The organism is Rhodococcus sp. IEGM 1372 (genome assembly GCF_030056835.1).
In the GTDB taxonomy this organism is placed as follows: Bacteria; Actinomycetota; Actinomycetes; order Mycobacteriales; family Mycobacteriaceae; genus Rhodococcoides.
In genome coordinates, this window is record NZ_JASHKS010000030.1 from 1 (window position 1) to 15,416 (window position 15,416).

Below are 15,416 nucleotides of genomic sequence, written 5' to 3' on the forward strand. Positions count from 1 at the left end.
GAACGGAAACTAACCGACGCCAAGGTCGGATCCACCGTTAATCTGACACTCCCGCCGTGGGCGGGCTACTTGCTGCGTCGCGCGCGGGTGACACACGTGCTCGTCGGATGCTTGATTGTCGTCGCGTTCGGCACCGCGGTGCGCGCCGTGCCGTCCTGGCCGGTACTGGTGGCAGGAACCCTCGTCGCGGCTGCAGGCATTGCGGTGGCAAATGTGTTGGGTCCGGTTCTGGTGCGCGTGATCGTGCGGGAGTGGAGCCTGCAGGAACGACCCGATGGGCGGGAGTGGAGCCCGCAGGAACGACCCGATTGGCAGGAGAGTCCGGCGGTGTCGGCTCGGCGGTTGGGGTTGTTGACCGGTGTGTTGACTGCCGTGATCAGTGCCAGCGCCGGTGTTGCGTCGGGGTTCTCGGTTCCGTTGACGGAGTCGCTCGACGGCGCGTGGCGGTGGGTGCTCGGGTTGTGGGCGGTTCCGGTGGTGATCGCGGTGTTGTGTATGGCACTGCTGTCCCGGATGTTCGCGAGGGCAGGCTCGTCGCCGGCGATGTCCGGTGCCGTGGGATCACACGGCGGTTCGGGCGTGCTGCGCTCCCCCGTTGCGTGGGCGGTGACGGCGTTCATGGGTGTGCAGTCACTCATGGCGTATTCGTTGATCGCGTGGCTGCCCACGATCTACCAGGATCGTGGAGTGGACGCCGCCGCGGCCGGTCTGTTGTTGACAGCTCTGTCGGTCAGCAGTGTCGTGACTGCGCTGACGGTGCCCAATGTGGCCACCAGGTTGCCGAGACAGAGCGTTCTGGCCGTTGCAGTGGTGCTGCCGACGGTTGTGGGTTTGCTGGGGGTGCTGTCCTCGGCCGATTCCTGGGCGTTGCTGTGGGCCGTGTTGCTCGGACTCGGCCAAGGTGGGCAGTTGTCTCTGGCGATGACGTTGATGAATCTTCGGGCCGCGACGGCGCGGGATGCCGCATCGCTGAGTTCGATGGCACAGACGGTCGGCTACGTCTTGGCAGCCTGCGGCCCGCTGGTGTGCGGCGCTGTGCACTCGGCAACGCAACGGTGGGAACCGTCGGTGCTGTTCCTACTCGTGATGACGGTACCGATGGCAGTCGCGGGCGCGGTGGCCGGACGCCGCGCGTTCTACGGCGTCGACGTCCGGCGAGAAGCCGGCGTCAGAGGCTCTTGACCCAGTGCGAAACCCGCTGCACGACGTCCTCGCAGGTGAGACCGAGTTCGTGGTGAAGCTGCTCGCGCGATGCATGGTCCAGGAATCGTTGTGGCACACCGAGATCGCGACACGGGGTGTCGACGCCTGCCGCGCGAAGAGCCGCGGACAGAGTCGAACCGATGCCACCGTGCAGGCCACTGTCTTCGAGGGTGACCACCATCCGGTAGTCCTCCGCCAATTTCAGCAGCGCCTGCGGGATGGGCAGTACCCATCTGGGGTCGACCACGGCCGCCGAGATGCCGTCCTGTCGGAGTTTCTCCGCGGCGTGCACGGCCAGCGGACCGAACACTCCGACGGCCACGATCAGCACGTCGCCCGTGGCACCGGACGGCTCGGTCAGTACGTCGACGATTCCGTCCAGTCTGCGTACTGCCGGCACGGTCTCGGTCACTGCGCCCTTCGGAAAGCGCAGGGCAGTGGGTCCGTCGGACGTGGCGATGGCCTCGGCCAACTCTTCTCGCAGAGTCTCGGCATCTCGCGGTGCCGCCACCTTCATGCCGGGGACGATGCCGAGCAGAGACATGTCCCACATGCCGTTGTGGCTGGCACCGTCGGCCCCGGTGACACCGGCGCGGTCCAGCACCACGGTGACCGGCAGTCCGAGCAGCGCCACGTCCATCAGCAACTGGTCGAACGCTCGATTGAGGAAGGTGGAGTAGATCGCGACCACCGGATGCATGCCGCCCAGCGCCAGCCCAGCAGCCGACGTCATCGCGTGCTGCTCGGCGATTCCGACGTCGAACAATCGGTCGGGGAACCGCACTCCGAACGCGGCGAGACCGGTGGGCGCGGCCATCGCTGCGGTGATCGCCACGACGTCCTCGTTCTGCTCACCCTGCTCGATCAATGCCGCCGAGAACACCGAGGTCCAGTCCGGTGCCGACTTGGATCGCGCCAGTCCGGTCAACGGATCGATGATCCCGGTGGCGTGCATCTGGTCTGCGACGTCGTTCTCGGCGTGCACGTAGCCCATGCCTTTGCGCGTCACCGCGTGGACGATGACCGGACCGCCGTATGCCTTGGCTCGGCGCAGAGCCGATTCCATCGCGTGCTGGTCGTGGCCGTCGACAGGACCCAGGTATTTGATACCGAGATCGGTGAACATCACCTGCGGGCTGATGGCGTCCTTCACCCCGGCCTTCATGCCGTGCAACATCGCGTAGGCCGTGGGCCCGACGATCGGAATGCGACGAACGATACGACGACCGTTGTCCAGCACCTTCTCGTACCCGGGCTGGAGCCGTAGGGCCGCCAGATGATCGGCCAGACCCCCGATGGTCGGGGCATAGGAGCGACCGTTGTCGTTGACGACGATCACCAGGGATCGGTCGCGGCCTGCGGCGATGTTGTTGAGGGCCTCCCAACACATTCCGCCGGTCAGGGCACCGTCGCCGACCACGGCGACGACGTGGCGGTCGGTCTCGCCTTTGAGGGCGAACGCTTTGGCCAGGCCGTCGGCGTAGGAGAGAGAGGCCGACGCGTGCGAGGACTCGACCCAGTCGTGTTCGCTCTCGACTCGTGACGGGTAGCCCGACAGGCCACCCTGCTTACGGAGCGTGTCGAACAGACCGGTGCGCCCGGTCAGCATCTTGTGCACGTATGCCTGATGACCGGTGTCGAAGATGACGGGATCGCGCGGGGAGTCGAAGATGCGATGAATCGCCAGTGTCAGTTCCACCACGCCGAGATTGGGACCGAGGTGGCCGCCGGTAGCGGACACCTTCTCGACGAGGAACGCACGGATCTCGCGGGCCAGTTCGGCCAGCTCCGCACTGCCGAGGTCGCGCAAGTCCTCGGGCGTCTGAATTCGAGCTAGGACACCCAACGAGATCGCTCCCTCCGGCCGGAAAACACAATGGAAATTTCAGTCTACGGAGTTATCGAGCACTGCTGCTCCGCCCAGCATCGTGACGCCGACAGTACCGTCGAACGTCGAGATGCCCTGGGTCAGCCGCCCCTAACCTGGGCAGTGACGAAACGGACATCACACATACAGTGTGGCCTATGAGCAACGTGGTCGATGCCATCCTGCGCCGAGTTCACGAACTGTGCCGCGACGATACGTCCGGGCAGGTGGCGGACTACATTCCCGAGCTCGCTGCCGTCACGCCGGACGGGTTCGGTATCGCGCTGACGACCACGGACGGTTACGTCTATGAGGTCGGCGACACTCGACTCCCCTTCACGATCCAATCGATCTCCAAGCCGTTCACCTACGCGTTGGCGTTGGCCGACCGGGGCCTGGACGTCGTGGCGAGCAAGATCGACGTCGAGCCGTCCGGTGAACCGTTCAACGAGATCAGTCTCGACCCCGTCACCGAGCGACCACGCAACCCGATGATCAACGCCGGTGCCATCACGTCGGCGTCGCTGATCGTCGGGCGAAATGCCGAGGATCGATTCGAGCGCATTCGAGCCTCGTACTCGCGGTATGCGGGACGGTCTCTGACGTTCAACGACGCCGTCTACCGGTCGGAGGCCCGCACCGGCAATCGCAACCGCGCAATCGGGTACATGCTCCGTTCGTTCGACATCATCGACCACGATCCCGACGCCGCTGTCGATCTGTACTTCCGCCAGTGCTCGATCGACGTCACCGCCGCGGACCTCGCCATGATGGCGGCAACCATGGCCAACAACGGCGTCAATCCACGCACGCGTGAACGCGCACTGGCACCTGCCCTTGTCGAACGAGTGCTGTCGGTCATGACCACGTGTGGGATGTACGACGGCGCAGGCGACTGGGTCGCGAGGGTCGGCCTGCCGGCCAAGAGTGGGGTGGGAGGCGGGATCCTGGCGGTACTTCCGGGGCAGATGGGCATCGCCGTCTACTCTCCGCGGCTCGACTCGCACGGGAACAGCGTGCGCGGAGTCGCCGCCTGCCGAGAACTCTCGACACGGCTCGAACTGCACTTTTTGCACGTCACCCGAGCGGCGAAATCCTCGATACGGCGCCGATACGTGGTCACCGAGGCACCCTCACGCAAACGGCGATCGGAGGTGGAACAGGCCACCTTGGCTGCCGTGGGCGATCGCGCCCGCGTCTACGAACTGCACGGGGATCTACTGTTCTCCGGTGCCGAGACTGCCGTCCGTGAGATCGGCGACCTCGATCGGGAACTCGATGCCCTCGTCATCGATGTGCGCGGCGTCGACGAGGTCAGTGACATCGCCCGGACGATGTTCGAGGATCTACGCCAGGATCTCGCAGAGCACGGCTGTGTGGTGGGTCTGGTGGATCCCAGAGCGATCATGGGTCACACGACGTCGAGTCTCGACCCGGCGGACCCCGCGGGCCGAACCTACTCGAGCCTGGGTGCGGCCATCCAGTGGGCCGAGAATCTGTTGCTCGATCGTCATTGCGCGGGTGTGCGACAACCGACCGTGGTCACCACGGCCGAGCATCCGTTGCTGGCCGGGCTGTCCGCCGCGCAGTTCGAGGCGGTGACTCCGTATCTGGAGAAGCGGCACTACGCGCGCGGAGATGTGATCGTTCGCCAGGGAGATGCGGCTGCGGGCCTGTTCCTGATGCTGCGTGGTGAGGTGACGTCCACGGCCGTCGCCGCCGACGGTGGCAAGCACCGCATCACCACACTCTCCCCCGGGATGAGCTTCGGTGAGATGCCCCTGCTGATGTCGGTACCGTTCCTGCTCGACATGGTCGCCGACACACCGGTCGATCTCGTGGTGGTGTCGGCGGCGCACTTCCGGGCGCTCACACGCGACGCACCGGAGATCAAGCTGGCGCTGCTGGAAAATCTCGCCACCGGAGCCTACGGCCAGATGGCAGCGGTGATCAGAACGCTCGGGCGGTTCGACATCGGCCTCTGACCGAACGTCGAACCGCCCGAGGCGACTGTGCGTGTGCTGTTCTCAGGCGCCCAGCGTCAGCATCGTGAGCACCTCGGTGGGCTGCTCAGACCCGCCCGCGGGTTCGAGCGAGAACGCGAAGTTCGTCGACGACCCGAGACCGTCGACCACCGTGCCGTCCTCGGAGGTGAGCTGATCCTCGGTCACCACGCCGGCAGAGCGAGGTGAACCGTCCACGAACCACATTTGGTAAACGCGGCCGGGCGGTGGCTGCGGGACTCCGTCGAGATCGACGACGACCGCGTTCTGGGACAGCGAGTACGCCACGGTCGCCGAGCCGCCACCGGGGAACTCCGCCGTCACCTGTCGTGAATCGGGCGCGGCCACGATCTGATCCGCCTGAGACGGCTGCGCATCGTTGCCCATGGTCTGGCTGACCACCACTACGCCGCCGACGGCGACGACCACCGCGGCCGCAGCCGAGACCATCGAGTACCGCCAGGCCTTCGAGCGTTCCCGCCGATGCCGGTGCAGTGGCGTGACGTTCGGTGGCAGCTTGTGGACCGTGGGCTCCTGATCGCTGACGGCGACCTGATCGAGCACCCGTTGCCGGAGGCGCTCGGGTGCAGGAGCGGCGTCGGCCGCCGCTGCCAGGGCCAGCGTCTCGTGGATCTCGCCCACGAGGACGTCGAACTGGGCGCGTGCGGTCTCGTCGACACGCAACCGTTCGGTCTCGATGTCGCGTCGTTCGGCTTCGGTGGTCGCGTGCAGGGCATAGACCTCCGCGTCGTCGAGCAGTCGTTGTCGTGACGATTCGTTCATTGCGGGATCACCCCCAGGCATGTCTTCAATTTGATCAATCCGTCTCGTATGCGCGACTTGATGGTAGGAACCGCGACCCCGAGCCGCTCCGCAACTTCGCGATAGGTGTAACCGCTGTAATAGGCCATTCGGACCGACTCGCTCTGCGTATCGGTCAAAGTGTCGAGACAGGCAACCACGGCCTCCGATTCGAGCCGCTGCGTCACCGTTTCGAGTACCTCGTCGTGCTCCGGTGTGTGACTGACTGCGCCGTACGCGGCCTCACGGTCGGTACCGGACTGCTCGCTCCGAACGCGGTCGACGGCGCGACGGTGAGCCAGCGTCATGATCCAGGCCAGTGGACTGCCCTGGTTCGGGTCGTAGTTCGGTGCCGCACGCCAGATCTGGAGGAAGACCTCCTGCGCGGTCTCCTCGCTGTACCCCGGGTCGCGAAGCACCCGCAGCACCATGCCGTAGACCCGCGACGACGTCGCGTCGTACAACTCGGCGAACGCTGCCCGATCGCCCTGTGCGACCGACGCCATCAACCGACGGAGACGATCCGTTTCGTCGGCGCGCAGGTTCTTGAGCTGTGGACTGGGAACAGCGCACACCGCATCCTCTGCCGCGTAGTTCTCCGAGGCATCGGACGTCGGCCGGTCACGGCCGGCATCCGACGATCCGGACGCATCCGACAACGGCGCGCTCATCGGAAGGTCGTCCCAACAGACGGGTTCATGATCGAGTTCATCGATCACGACACTAGTGGTCATATCGCTCTCATATCGAAACCTCCGCGTTTTCCCGCCGCAGTACATATTCGGAACAAACCGACCGGAGGATGGTTCGGAACCGAAATTCGTTTGCGGAGTTGTGGACCGCGTTTCATCCTTGGTGGAGAATCGGACAATCGTGGGGAATCGGGCGACCGGCCCACCGGAGGGACAGAGAGACATGGCGGCGATCGAGACACACGGTCTGATCAAACGTTTCGGCACGAACATCGCTGTCGACGGAGTCGACCTGTCCATCCCGTCCGGCGGTGTCTACGGCGTGCTCGGGCCCAACGGCGCAGGGAAGACGACGACCATCCGGATGCTGGCCACCCTGCTTCCGATCGACGGAGGCAGCGCCCGGGTCCTGGGTCACGACGTCGCGAACGAACCGGAGGCCGTACGGCAGAAGGTAGCTCTGACAGGACAATTCGCTTCTCTGGACGAGGATCTCACCGGTACGGAGAATCTGGTGCTGCTCGCTCGACTGCTCGGCTACTCACGGCCTGCCGCCCGATCACGAGCCGAGCAGTTGCTGACGGCGTTCGACATCGCCGATGCCGGACCGCGGCAGGTCAAGACCTACTCCGGCGGCATGCGCCGTCGCATCGACATCGCCGCCAGCATCATCGTCACTCCCGAACTGATCTTCCTCGACGAGCCCACCACGGGACTCGACCCCCGCAGCCGAAACCACGTGTGGGAGATCGTCCGTGCGTTGGTCGCGGGCGGAACGACGGTGTTACTGACGACACAGTATCTGGACGAGGCCGATCAACTGGCCGGGCGTGTCGCAGTCATCGATCGCGGCAAGGTCATCGCCGAAGGGACGACGGGCGAGCTGAAGGCATCGGTGGGATCGAATTCACTGCACCTGCGAGTTCTCGAAACGTCCCAGCGAACGGCCGCTGCACGGATCCTGCGAGATCTGCTCGGCGACAACGTCACCGAGGACCCGGATCCGTTCACCGTGACCGCACGTTTGGACAATCCGGCACAGGCCGCGCCCGTGCTGCCTGCACTCGAGACCGCAGGCATCCCCATCGCGTCGTTCACGCTGGGGCAACCGAGCTTGGACGAGGTGTTTCTCGCCCTCACCGGCCATGGGGCGGGAGTGGAGCCTGCAGGAACGACCCTATGGGCGGGAGTGGAGCCTGCAGGAACGACCCATCAGGTCGGCACCACAGTCGAATCCGACCGGGAGGTTGCGTCATGACGACCGAAGCCCAGCAATCGACGCCACAGGCGTCGACCATCATCGACGTGCTCGGTGCCGCCGGGCCTCGTCCGCCGCGTCCGTCGTCGTTGTCGACGTCGTTGAGCTTCGGGTGGCGTGCGCTGCTCAAGATCAAGCACGTACCCGAGCAATTGTTCGACGTGACGGCCTTTCCCATCATGTTCACGTTGCTCTTCACCTACCTGTTCGGTGGCGCACTGGCCGGGTCGACCGAGGCGTACATCCAGTTCCTGCTCCCCGGCATCCTCGTGCAGACCGTGGTGATGATCACGATGTACACCGGCGTGACCATGAACAAGGACATCGAGAAGGGCGTGTTCGATCGGTTCCGTTCGCTGCCCATCTGGCGTCCGTCGCCCCTGGTCGGTGCGCTGCTCGGTGACGTCGTTCGCTACACGCTGGCCTCGGTGATCGTGCTGATCCTCGGGTTGGTCCTCGGCTTCAGGCCGCAAGGTGGTGTCCTCGGCGTCGTGGCCTCCATCGCCCTGCTGCTGGTGTTCTCGTTCTGCCTGTCCTGGATCTGGACCATGATCGCGATGATCGTGCGCACCGAGGCCGCGGTGATGGGCGTGTCGATGTTCATCCTGTTTCCGCTCACCTTCGCGAGCAACATCTTCGTCGACCCCAGCACGATGCCCGGTTGGCTGCGCGCATTTGTCGACGTCAACCCGGTCAGCTTCCTCGTCACGTCACTGCGCGGACTGATGCAGGGCGATGTGGACACCGGTCGGCTGGGAGTGACGCTGGTGCTGTGCGCGGTGTTGCTGGCGGTGTTCGGGCCCATCACGATGCGGTTGTACAACCGAAAGTCCTAGCGGACACGGTGCGCATCGCCTCGATCACGAGGCCGCGCGTGCTCGATGTCTGCGGACCGCGTCGCGATTGGAGCACACCGTTCCGCAGTAGCGTTGCCTGCCGGTCCTCGAGGTGTCGGCGAAGGCAAGCGTGCAGTCGGCGGCGGCGCAGCGATCGAGGCGAGACATTCCGCGTCCGGTCAGATGCAACGCTGTGCCGACGCTCACCAAGGCCCTGATGACGCCGCCGAGTTCGATGTTGGGATCGCGATAGTGCATGTGCCAGCCGTCGTCGGCATGGTTGGTCAGCCGCGGGTACGCCGACGCCTGTGCCAACAGCGCATTGAGCTCGTCGGCCCGATCGTTCTCGGTGGTTGCATCCACCACACGGGCCCAGTCACGCAGGAACTCGAGGGTGTCGAGAAGATCGGCGTCGGTTGCTGTCCAGTCCGGTACGAGGCCGGCGTCGACGCAGCGGTTGCCCAGTTCGGTTGCCGACGTGGGCGGTGAATTGAGCAGGTCGATACCGAGTTTCACCGCATATTCGCCGTAAGGGTTGATGTGCACAAGACCATTACATCACGATGGACGCATGCACACCGAACACACCACACACACCTGGACCACCCACTCCACCCACGACACGAGCGAGGGACTCGTCGGATATCAGGGGTGCACATGCGGCGCCCAGCGCATCGTGACCGTTCCCACGCACACCTTCGTCCCAGTCGCCGAAGTTGCGTACCGGGCCTGATCGGTCGCCGCCCTCACCGACGAACGAAACGGCCGATGCATTCGACGTGGCTGGTCGAAGGAAAGGCGTCGAACGCGCGCATGTCGACCAGTTCGTATCCCGCAGCTCGATACAAGCTCACATCCCGTGCGAACGAGGCCGGATCACATCCGATGTGCACCACCGAACGCGGAGACCTGACGGCGAGGGCGTCGATCACGTCCCGTCCGGCACCCGCCCGAGGTGGATCGAGCACCGCAACCGCTACCGGCTCGGTCAACGTCTCGAACGACCGCTCGACCCGACCCGGCACGAACGAGACCTGCGGTAGATCCTGCAGCGCCGAACGGCCGTCCTCGGCGGCGCGACGGGAGAATTCGACGCTGGTGACTCGGCCGCTCGGACCCACCCGATCGGCCAGCGCGGCGGCGAACACACCGACACCGCCGTACAGATCCCACGCACCGTCACCGGCTGTGGCGTCCGCCCAGTCGCCCACCACATCGGTGTACACCTGCGGCGCGCCGCGGTGGGCCTGCCAGAATCCGGTGGCGTCGAGGGTCCACGCCCTGTTCGAGACTTGTTCGGTGACCCGACCCGATCCGATCACGGCCTTCTCCGGCCGGGACCGCGACGACGCAGCCCGACGCGCGGCCGCGCCACGACGCCCCGGCGATCGGCGTCCGGTGGGCGAGAGCTGCGCGGGCGCGATCTCCACCACGTGCCGCTCACCTTCCCCGTCGAGCACCACCTGCAGCTCGGCACCCGGCCGCCATTGCTGATCCGCCAGACCCTCGAAGGCCGCGGAATCCATTTGCGGACACGTCAGTTCGGTGACGATCGAGCTACTGCGATAGCGGTGATAGCCGGGCCGTCCGCCGGAATCGACGGCGAGTCGCACACGGGTTCGCCACCCGGTGCCGTCGCCGGACCCCGGTAGTTCCTCGACGTGCACCTCACGCTCGATTCCGGCGACGCGGCGAAGTTGTTCGGCGACGACGAAGGACTTCAGTCGCCGTCCGGCATCGGCACTCGCGTGGGAGTAATCGCAACAGCCCGAGCCGCCGGGTCCGGAGATGGGACAGCGCGCGTCCACCCGGTCCGGAGAGGCAGACAGAATCTCCACGGCATCGGCGCGACAGAACGATCCGCCCCGGTCCTCGGTCACCTTGGCCAGGACCCGTTCACCGGGCAATCCGTGACGCACGAACATCACCCGGCCGTCGTGGCGGGCCACACAGAACCCGCCGTGCCCTGGCGCGCCCAATTCGACCTCGAGCAGGAGCCCGAACCAACTCTCGCTCACTTGCCGGCCGGAGGCTCGTAGCCGCGACGCGACGCACCGGGCGCATTGCCGAGCACCTCACGCTTGGCCTTCTCGGACGACCGAAGCTGCCACGGCACGCTGGTGACCATCACGCCAGGCTGGAACAGCAGTCGGGATTTCAGTCGCAGCGCGCTCTGATTGTGCAGAACCTGCTCCCACCAGTGACCGACCACGTACTCGGGAATGAAGACCGTGACGACGTCCCGAGGCGAATCGCGGCGAACTCGCTTGACGTAATCGAGAACCGGTTTGGTGACCTCTCGGTACGGCGACTCGACGACCTTGAGCGGCACCGTGACGTCACTCGCCTCCCACTCCCTGACCAGCGCGCGCGTGTCGGCTTCGTCGACGTTGACGGTCACCGCCTCGAGTGTGTCGGGCCTGGTCGCCCTGGCGTACGCCAACGCGCGCAGGGTCGGCATGTGCAGCTTCGAGACCAACACGATCGAGTGCGTCCGGCTGGGCAGCACTCCGTCCCATTCCTCGTTCTCGAGTTCACGGGCCACGGTGTCGTAGTGCTTTCTGATCATGCGCATCAGGACGAAGATCGCCACCATCGCCACGATCGCGATCCACGCACCGGCGGCGAACTTGGTGATCAACACGATGACCAGCACCGTTCCGGTCATGCCGAGACCGACCCCGTTGACCACCCGCGAGCGCTGCATGCGCCGGCGTTGCTCGGGATCGGTCTCGGTGGCCAACAGCCGCGTCCAGTGCCGAACCATGCCGGTCTGACTGAGGGTGAACGAGACGAACACACCGACGATGTAGAGCTGAATGAGTTTGGTGACCTCGGCGCCGAACACGACGACGAAGGCGATCGCGGCACCGGACAGGAAGAGGATGCCGTTGCTGAAGGCCAAGCGGTCACCGCGAGTGTGCAGCTGGCGCGGCAGATACCGATCCTGTGCCAGCACCGAACCGAGCACCGGGAATCCGTTGAACGCAGTGTTGGCCGCAAGAACGAGGATGAGGGCCGTGACGGTGGTGATGAAGAAGAACCCGATGGGGAATCCGCTGAAGACCGCCTCCGCCAACTGAGCGATGAGCGTCTTCTGTTGGTAGCCCTCCGGCGCTCCGACGAGTTGGTATTCGGGATCCATCGCGTATTTGATGCCGATCTTCTGCGCGAGCAGGATGATGCCCATCAGCAGTGTGATCCCGATGACTCCGAGCAGCAGCAGCGTCGTCGCGGCATTGCGCGACTTCGGCTTCTCGAATGCCGGTACCCCGTTGCTGATCGCCTCCACCCCGGTCAGTGCCGCACAACCGGACGAGAACGCTCGCGCGATGAGGAATGCGAACGCGATGCCGTACAGGTGCGAATCCTCGGCCCGCAGATCGAAGGCTGCCGATTCGGCATGGATGTCGTCGCCGAGAACGTAGACCCGGAACAGGCCCCACCCCAGCATCAGGACCATGCCACCCATGAAGGCGTACGTCGGGATGGCGAACGCAGTTCCGGACTCCCGGATGCCACGAAGATTGACGGAGGTGACCAGGACGATGGCCACGACAGCGAACAGCACCTTGTGCTGGGCCACGAACGGCACCGCAGACCCGATGTTCGACGCGGCCGCCGAGATGGACACGGCCACGGTCAACACGTAGTCGACCAACAGTGCGCTGCCGACCGTCAATCCGGCTGCGGGGCCAAGGTTGGTGGTCGCGACCTCGTAGTCGCCACCACCGGAGGGATAGGCATGCACGTTCTGTCGGTAGCTGGCCACGACGACGGCCATCACCACGCAGACGGCGAGACCGATCCACGGGGTGAACGCGACTGCCGAGATGCCCGCGACAGACAGCACCAGAAAGATCTCCTCGGGTGCATACGCAACCGACGACATGGCGTCCGAGGCGAACACCGGCAACGCGATCCGCTTGGGAAGCAACGTATGACCGAGCTTGTCGCTGCGGAACGGCTTACCGAGCACTAGCCGCTTGGCGGCAGTCGAGACCTTGGACACGCACAGAAGCGTAGGCCGTCCTCCTACGGTCGTCTCAACCACGCGCCCGAAACTGCGTCGGAGCGCACCCTCGATCCGTACGGTGGCCGATCCCCCGATACGTTGGTGCACGCCTGCCGGTCATGGCAGTGTCGGTCGGCAGTGGTCGACCATCGAGATCGGGACGGAGCTGGGCGTTGTACGTAGTTGTGATGGGATGTGGCCGCGTCGGCGCATCGCTGGCCGGGGCGCTCGAACGCATCGGACACGAGGTAGCGATCATCGACCGCGACGAAACAGCCTTTCTGCGTCTGGACCCCGACTTCGCCGGCCATCGCGTCGTCGGCATGGGGTTCGACCGAGATGTGTTGGTGAGCGCGGGAATCGAGAAAGCCGAGGCCTTCGCGGCCGTGTCGTCCGGCGACAACTCCAACATCATCTCCGCCCGCGTCGCACGAGAGACGTTCGGCGTCGACAAAGTGGTCGCGAGGATCTACGACGCCAAGCGCGCCGCCGTCTACGAACGCCTCGGCATCCCGACCGTCGCCACCGTCCCCTGGGCCACCGACCGCTTTCTGCACAACCTGCTGCGCGACGACCCCACCACCAAGTGGCGCGATCCGTCGGGCAGCGTCGCCGTCGTCCTGCTCGACTTCCACGACGCCTGGATCGGCAAGAAGCTCTCGGTACTCGAGGAAGCCACCAACTCGCGGGCCGCGTTCGTCATCCGTTTCGGCAGCGGACTGCTACCGGACAAACGAACCGTGATCCAAGCCGGTGACGAGGTGTACGTCGCCGCTGTCTCGGGAACCGTCGCCGAAGCCATTGCACTGGCGGGCAATCCGCCGCCCTCGGACGACTGATGCACGCGCGCACATTCCCCACCTCCCCCATCGACCCGAACGGGAAGCCATGAAAGTCGCTATCGCCGGAGCCGGCGCAGTCGGCCGATCCATCGCACGCGAGTTGATCCGCAGCGAACACGATGTGATGCTCCTCGAACGCAAACTCGACCACGTCGATCAGGCCGCCATCCCGGAAGCGGAATGGGTGCTGGCCGACGCGTGCGAGTTGAGTCTGCTCGAAGCCGCCCACCTCGAGAATTACGACGTGGTGATCGCTGCCACCGGTGACGACAAGGCGAACCTGGTGCTCAGCCTGCTGGCCAAGACCGAGTTCGGCGTCAATCGCGTGGTGGCCCGGGTCAACGATCCACGCAACGAATGGCTGTTCGATGCCGCCTGGGGCGTCGACGTCGCGGTGTCGACGCCGCGAATGCTCGCGTCCCTGGTCGAAGAAGCCGTGTCGGTAGGCGACCTCGTTCACCTGATGACGTTCCGCAAGGGTCAGGCGAACCTCGTCGAGATCACGCTGCCGGAGAACACTCCCCTGGCAGGAAAGCCGGTCCGCAAGCTCCAATTGCCCAGGGACGCAGCGTTGGTGACGATTCTGCGCGGCGGTCGAGTGATCGTTCCACAGCACGACGATCCGCTCGAAGGCGGCGACGAGCTGCTGTTCGTCGCGGCCAAAGAGGTGGAGAACGAACTACGCTCCGCTGTCGGCCTGATCTGACGACAGCCGATCCCGACTGCGGTCCGCGCTCGACGCAGCGTCGAGCGCGCGATCGGCAGCACGCACGGCCCAGAGCGTGACCAACAGCGCCACTCCCGTCAGCGGCCAGCCCATGCCGATGCGGGCAACGGCGAGCCAGCCCGTCTGGTCGGAGTCGTAGAGCTGCGACTGAACGATGTATCGAGCGCCGAACACCGATGCCCAGGCGATGGTGGCCACGTCGTAGTAGCGCACAGCCGACCGGTGGCCACGCCACGACGTTCCGTTGCCGTTGAGGTATCCCCAGATGATGCCGACCAACGGCCAGCGCGCGAACACCGACAACACGAAAGCCGCACCGTAGGCGAGCGAGGTGTAGATGCCGAACAAGAAGTAGCCCTTGGCATCTCCCGTCCGGTATGCGATGAACGCGCAGATCCCGACTCCGAAGAATCCCGAGATAGCGGGTTGAATCGGGCTACGACGAACCAAGCGCCGCACCAACACCGCGGCGGCAACTCCCAGAGCGGACCAGAGGGCGACCGACAGGTTGACGTAGCTGTTCACCGGAACGAACACGACGACGGGCAAGGTGGAGTAGACGAGCCCGCTCAGACCGCCGAGCTGTTCGAGGACGGTGGGAGCCACCTTCTCGACGCGGTCCGTGGTCGACGCGTCGGTCGTGGGTTCCGGCGTGTTCGATGTCGGCGTGGGCGGCACGGAATCGTCGCTGTTGGTCACGACAACGAGAGTGCCATACCGGCGACGATCAGCTGTCGTCGCGCAGTTCGTAATAGGGGTTGTAGACGATCTTGCGTCCGTCGCGTTCGCCGACACGTCCGCGCACGAGCAGAGTCTTGCCGGGCTCGATGCCGGCGATCTTGCGGCGCCCGATCCAGAGCAGCGTCACCGTGTCGGTGCCGTCGAAGAACTCGGCTTCGATGTTCGCATTGGCCGCCTTCGAGCAGGCTTCGACACTGCGCAACCGACCGAGCATGGTGACTTCCTCGCCTCGCAAGCAGTCACACGCTCGCCGAGCCCCGGAGGCTTCGGAGGTTTCGGCCATCTCCTCGGCATCGAGCTGATCGATGTCCTCTGTCAACTTCCGCGTCAAGCGGCGAAAGTATCCTGCGGCAGCGGGTGCCATTGTGCGCTCCAGCGGTGGGGGTCGTTCCCTCGTCAGGGTGGGTACTTCGCCACTGTAGACCCGAAGT

The 15,416-nt window shown here is 65.3% G+C and carries 14 protein-coding genes; 6 read left to right on the plus strand and 8 right to left on the minus strand.

The window, feature by feature from the left end; translation table 11 throughout:
* The coding region (locus tag QM590_RS19680; protein ID WP_269596102.1) for an MFS transporter at positions 1 to 1,182 on the plus strand (1,182 nt) is incomplete at its 5' end.
* Here QM590_RS19680 and dxs read toward each other — a convergent pair.
* Entirely contained in the window at positions 1,169 to 3,049 is a 1,881-nt protein-coding gene (gene dxs / locus QM590_RS19685) for a 1-deoxy-D-xylulose-5-phosphate synthase (protein ID WP_269596103.1), read from the minus strand. The two genes, QM590_RS19680 and dxs, sit on opposite strands and share 14 nt — an antisense overlap.
* 179 nt (positions 3,050 to 3,228) lie before the next feature.
* On the opposite strand from dxs, the gene glsA reads away from it, so the two are divergent.
* Positions 3,229 to 5,055, plus strand: a complete 1,827-nt coding sequence (gene glsA, locus QM590_RS19690) for a glutaminase A (RefSeq protein WP_269596104.1) — start codon at positions 3,229 to 3,231, stop codon at positions 5,053 to 5,055.
* Between the two features lie 42 nt (positions 5,056 to 5,097).
* Here glsA and QM590_RS19695 read toward each other — a convergent pair whose 3' ends face one another.
* On the minus strand, positions 5,098 to 5,856 hold the full coding sequence (locus QM590_RS19695; protein WP_269596105.1) for an anti-sigma factor: 759 nt from the start codon (positions 5,854 to 5,856) through the stop codon (positions 5,098 to 5,100).
* Positions 5,853 to 6,608 carry a sigma-70 family RNA polymerase sigma factor gene (locus QM590_RS19700; protein WP_094642013.1) on the minus strand — a complete coding sequence of 252 codons (756 nt, stop codon included), beginning with the start codon at positions 6,606 to 6,608 and terminating at the stop codon, positions 5,853 to 5,855. Before QM590_RS19700 ends, QM590_RS19695 begins: the two co-directional genes overlap by 4 nt.
* 181 nt (positions 6,609 to 6,789) lie before the next feature.
* Between QM590_RS19700 and QM590_RS19705 the strand changes: the two genes are divergently transcribed.
* Together QM590_RS19705 and QM590_RS19710 are read left to right on the plus strand one after the other, a co-directional pair.
* Positions 6,790 to 7,824 carry an ATP-binding cassette domain-containing protein gene (locus QM590_RS19705; protein ID WP_269596106.1) on the plus strand — a complete coding sequence of 345 codons (1,035 nt, stop codon included), beginning with the start codon at positions 6,790 to 6,792 and terminating at the stop codon, positions 7,822 to 7,824.
* Positions 7,821 to 8,660 (plus strand): ABC transporter permease, encoded by an 840-nt coding sequence (locus QM590_RS19710; protein ID WP_269596107.1) that lies wholly within the window; start codon positions 7,821 to 7,823, stop codon positions 8,658 to 8,660. The genes QM590_RS19705 and QM590_RS19710 overlap by 4 nt, the downstream gene beginning before the upstream one ends.
* 24 nt (positions 8,661 to 8,684) lie before the next feature.
* Here the strand turns inward: QM590_RS19710 and QM590_RS19715 are convergent, their stop codons facing one another.
* From QM590_RS19715 to QM590_RS19725, 3 genes are all read right to left on the minus strand, one after another.
* A complete protein-coding gene (locus QM590_RS19715; protein WP_176460467.1) occupies positions 8,685 to 9,206 on the minus strand; it encodes a CGNR zinc finger domain-containing protein in 522 nt (173 codons plus the stop codon).
* Positions 9,207 to 9,406: 200 nt separating this feature from the next.
* Entirely contained in the window at positions 9,407 to 10,678 is a 1,272-nt protein-coding gene (locus QM590_RS19720; RefSeq protein WP_068050634.1) for a class I SAM-dependent RNA methyltransferase, read from the minus strand.
* Positions 10,675 to 12,672, minus strand: a complete 1,998-nt coding sequence (locus QM590_RS19725) for an APC family permease (protein WP_068050635.1) — start codon at positions 12,670 to 12,672, stop codon at positions 10,675 to 10,677. The genes QM590_RS19720 and QM590_RS19725 overlap by 4 nt, the downstream gene beginning before the upstream one ends.
* A gap of 176 nt (positions 12,673 to 12,848) precedes the next feature.
* On the opposite strand from QM590_RS19725, the gene QM590_RS19730 reads away from it, so the two are divergent.
* Positions 12,849 to 13,514, plus strand: a complete 666-nt coding sequence (locus QM590_RS19730) for a potassium channel family protein (protein WP_037190085.1) — start codon at positions 12,849 to 12,851, stop codon at positions 13,512 to 13,514.
* Positions 13,515 to 13,563: 49 nt separating this feature from the next.
* Complete coding sequence (locus QM590_RS19735; RefSeq protein ID WP_068050636.1) at positions 13,564 to 14,223, plus strand: potassium channel family protein; 660 nt, start codon at positions 13,564 to 13,566, stop codon at positions 14,221 to 14,223.
* On the opposite strand, the gene QM590_RS19740 is transcribed toward QM590_RS19735, so the two are convergent.
* Positions 14,197 to 14,850 (minus strand): DUF3159 domain-containing protein, encoded by a 654-nt coding sequence (locus tag QM590_RS19740; RefSeq protein ID WP_269596134.1) that lies wholly within the window; start codon positions 14,848 to 14,850, stop codon positions 14,197 to 14,199. The genes QM590_RS19735 and QM590_RS19740 overlap by 27 nt on opposite strands.
* 121 nt (positions 14,851 to 14,971) lie before the next feature.
* Positions 14,972 to 15,349, minus strand: a complete 378-nt coding sequence (locus QM590_RS19745) for an OB-fold nucleic acid binding domain-containing protein (protein ID WP_068050637.1) — start codon at positions 15,347 to 15,349, stop codon at positions 14,972 to 14,974.
* Between the last annotated feature and the right edge of the window lie 67 nt (positions 15,350 to 15,416).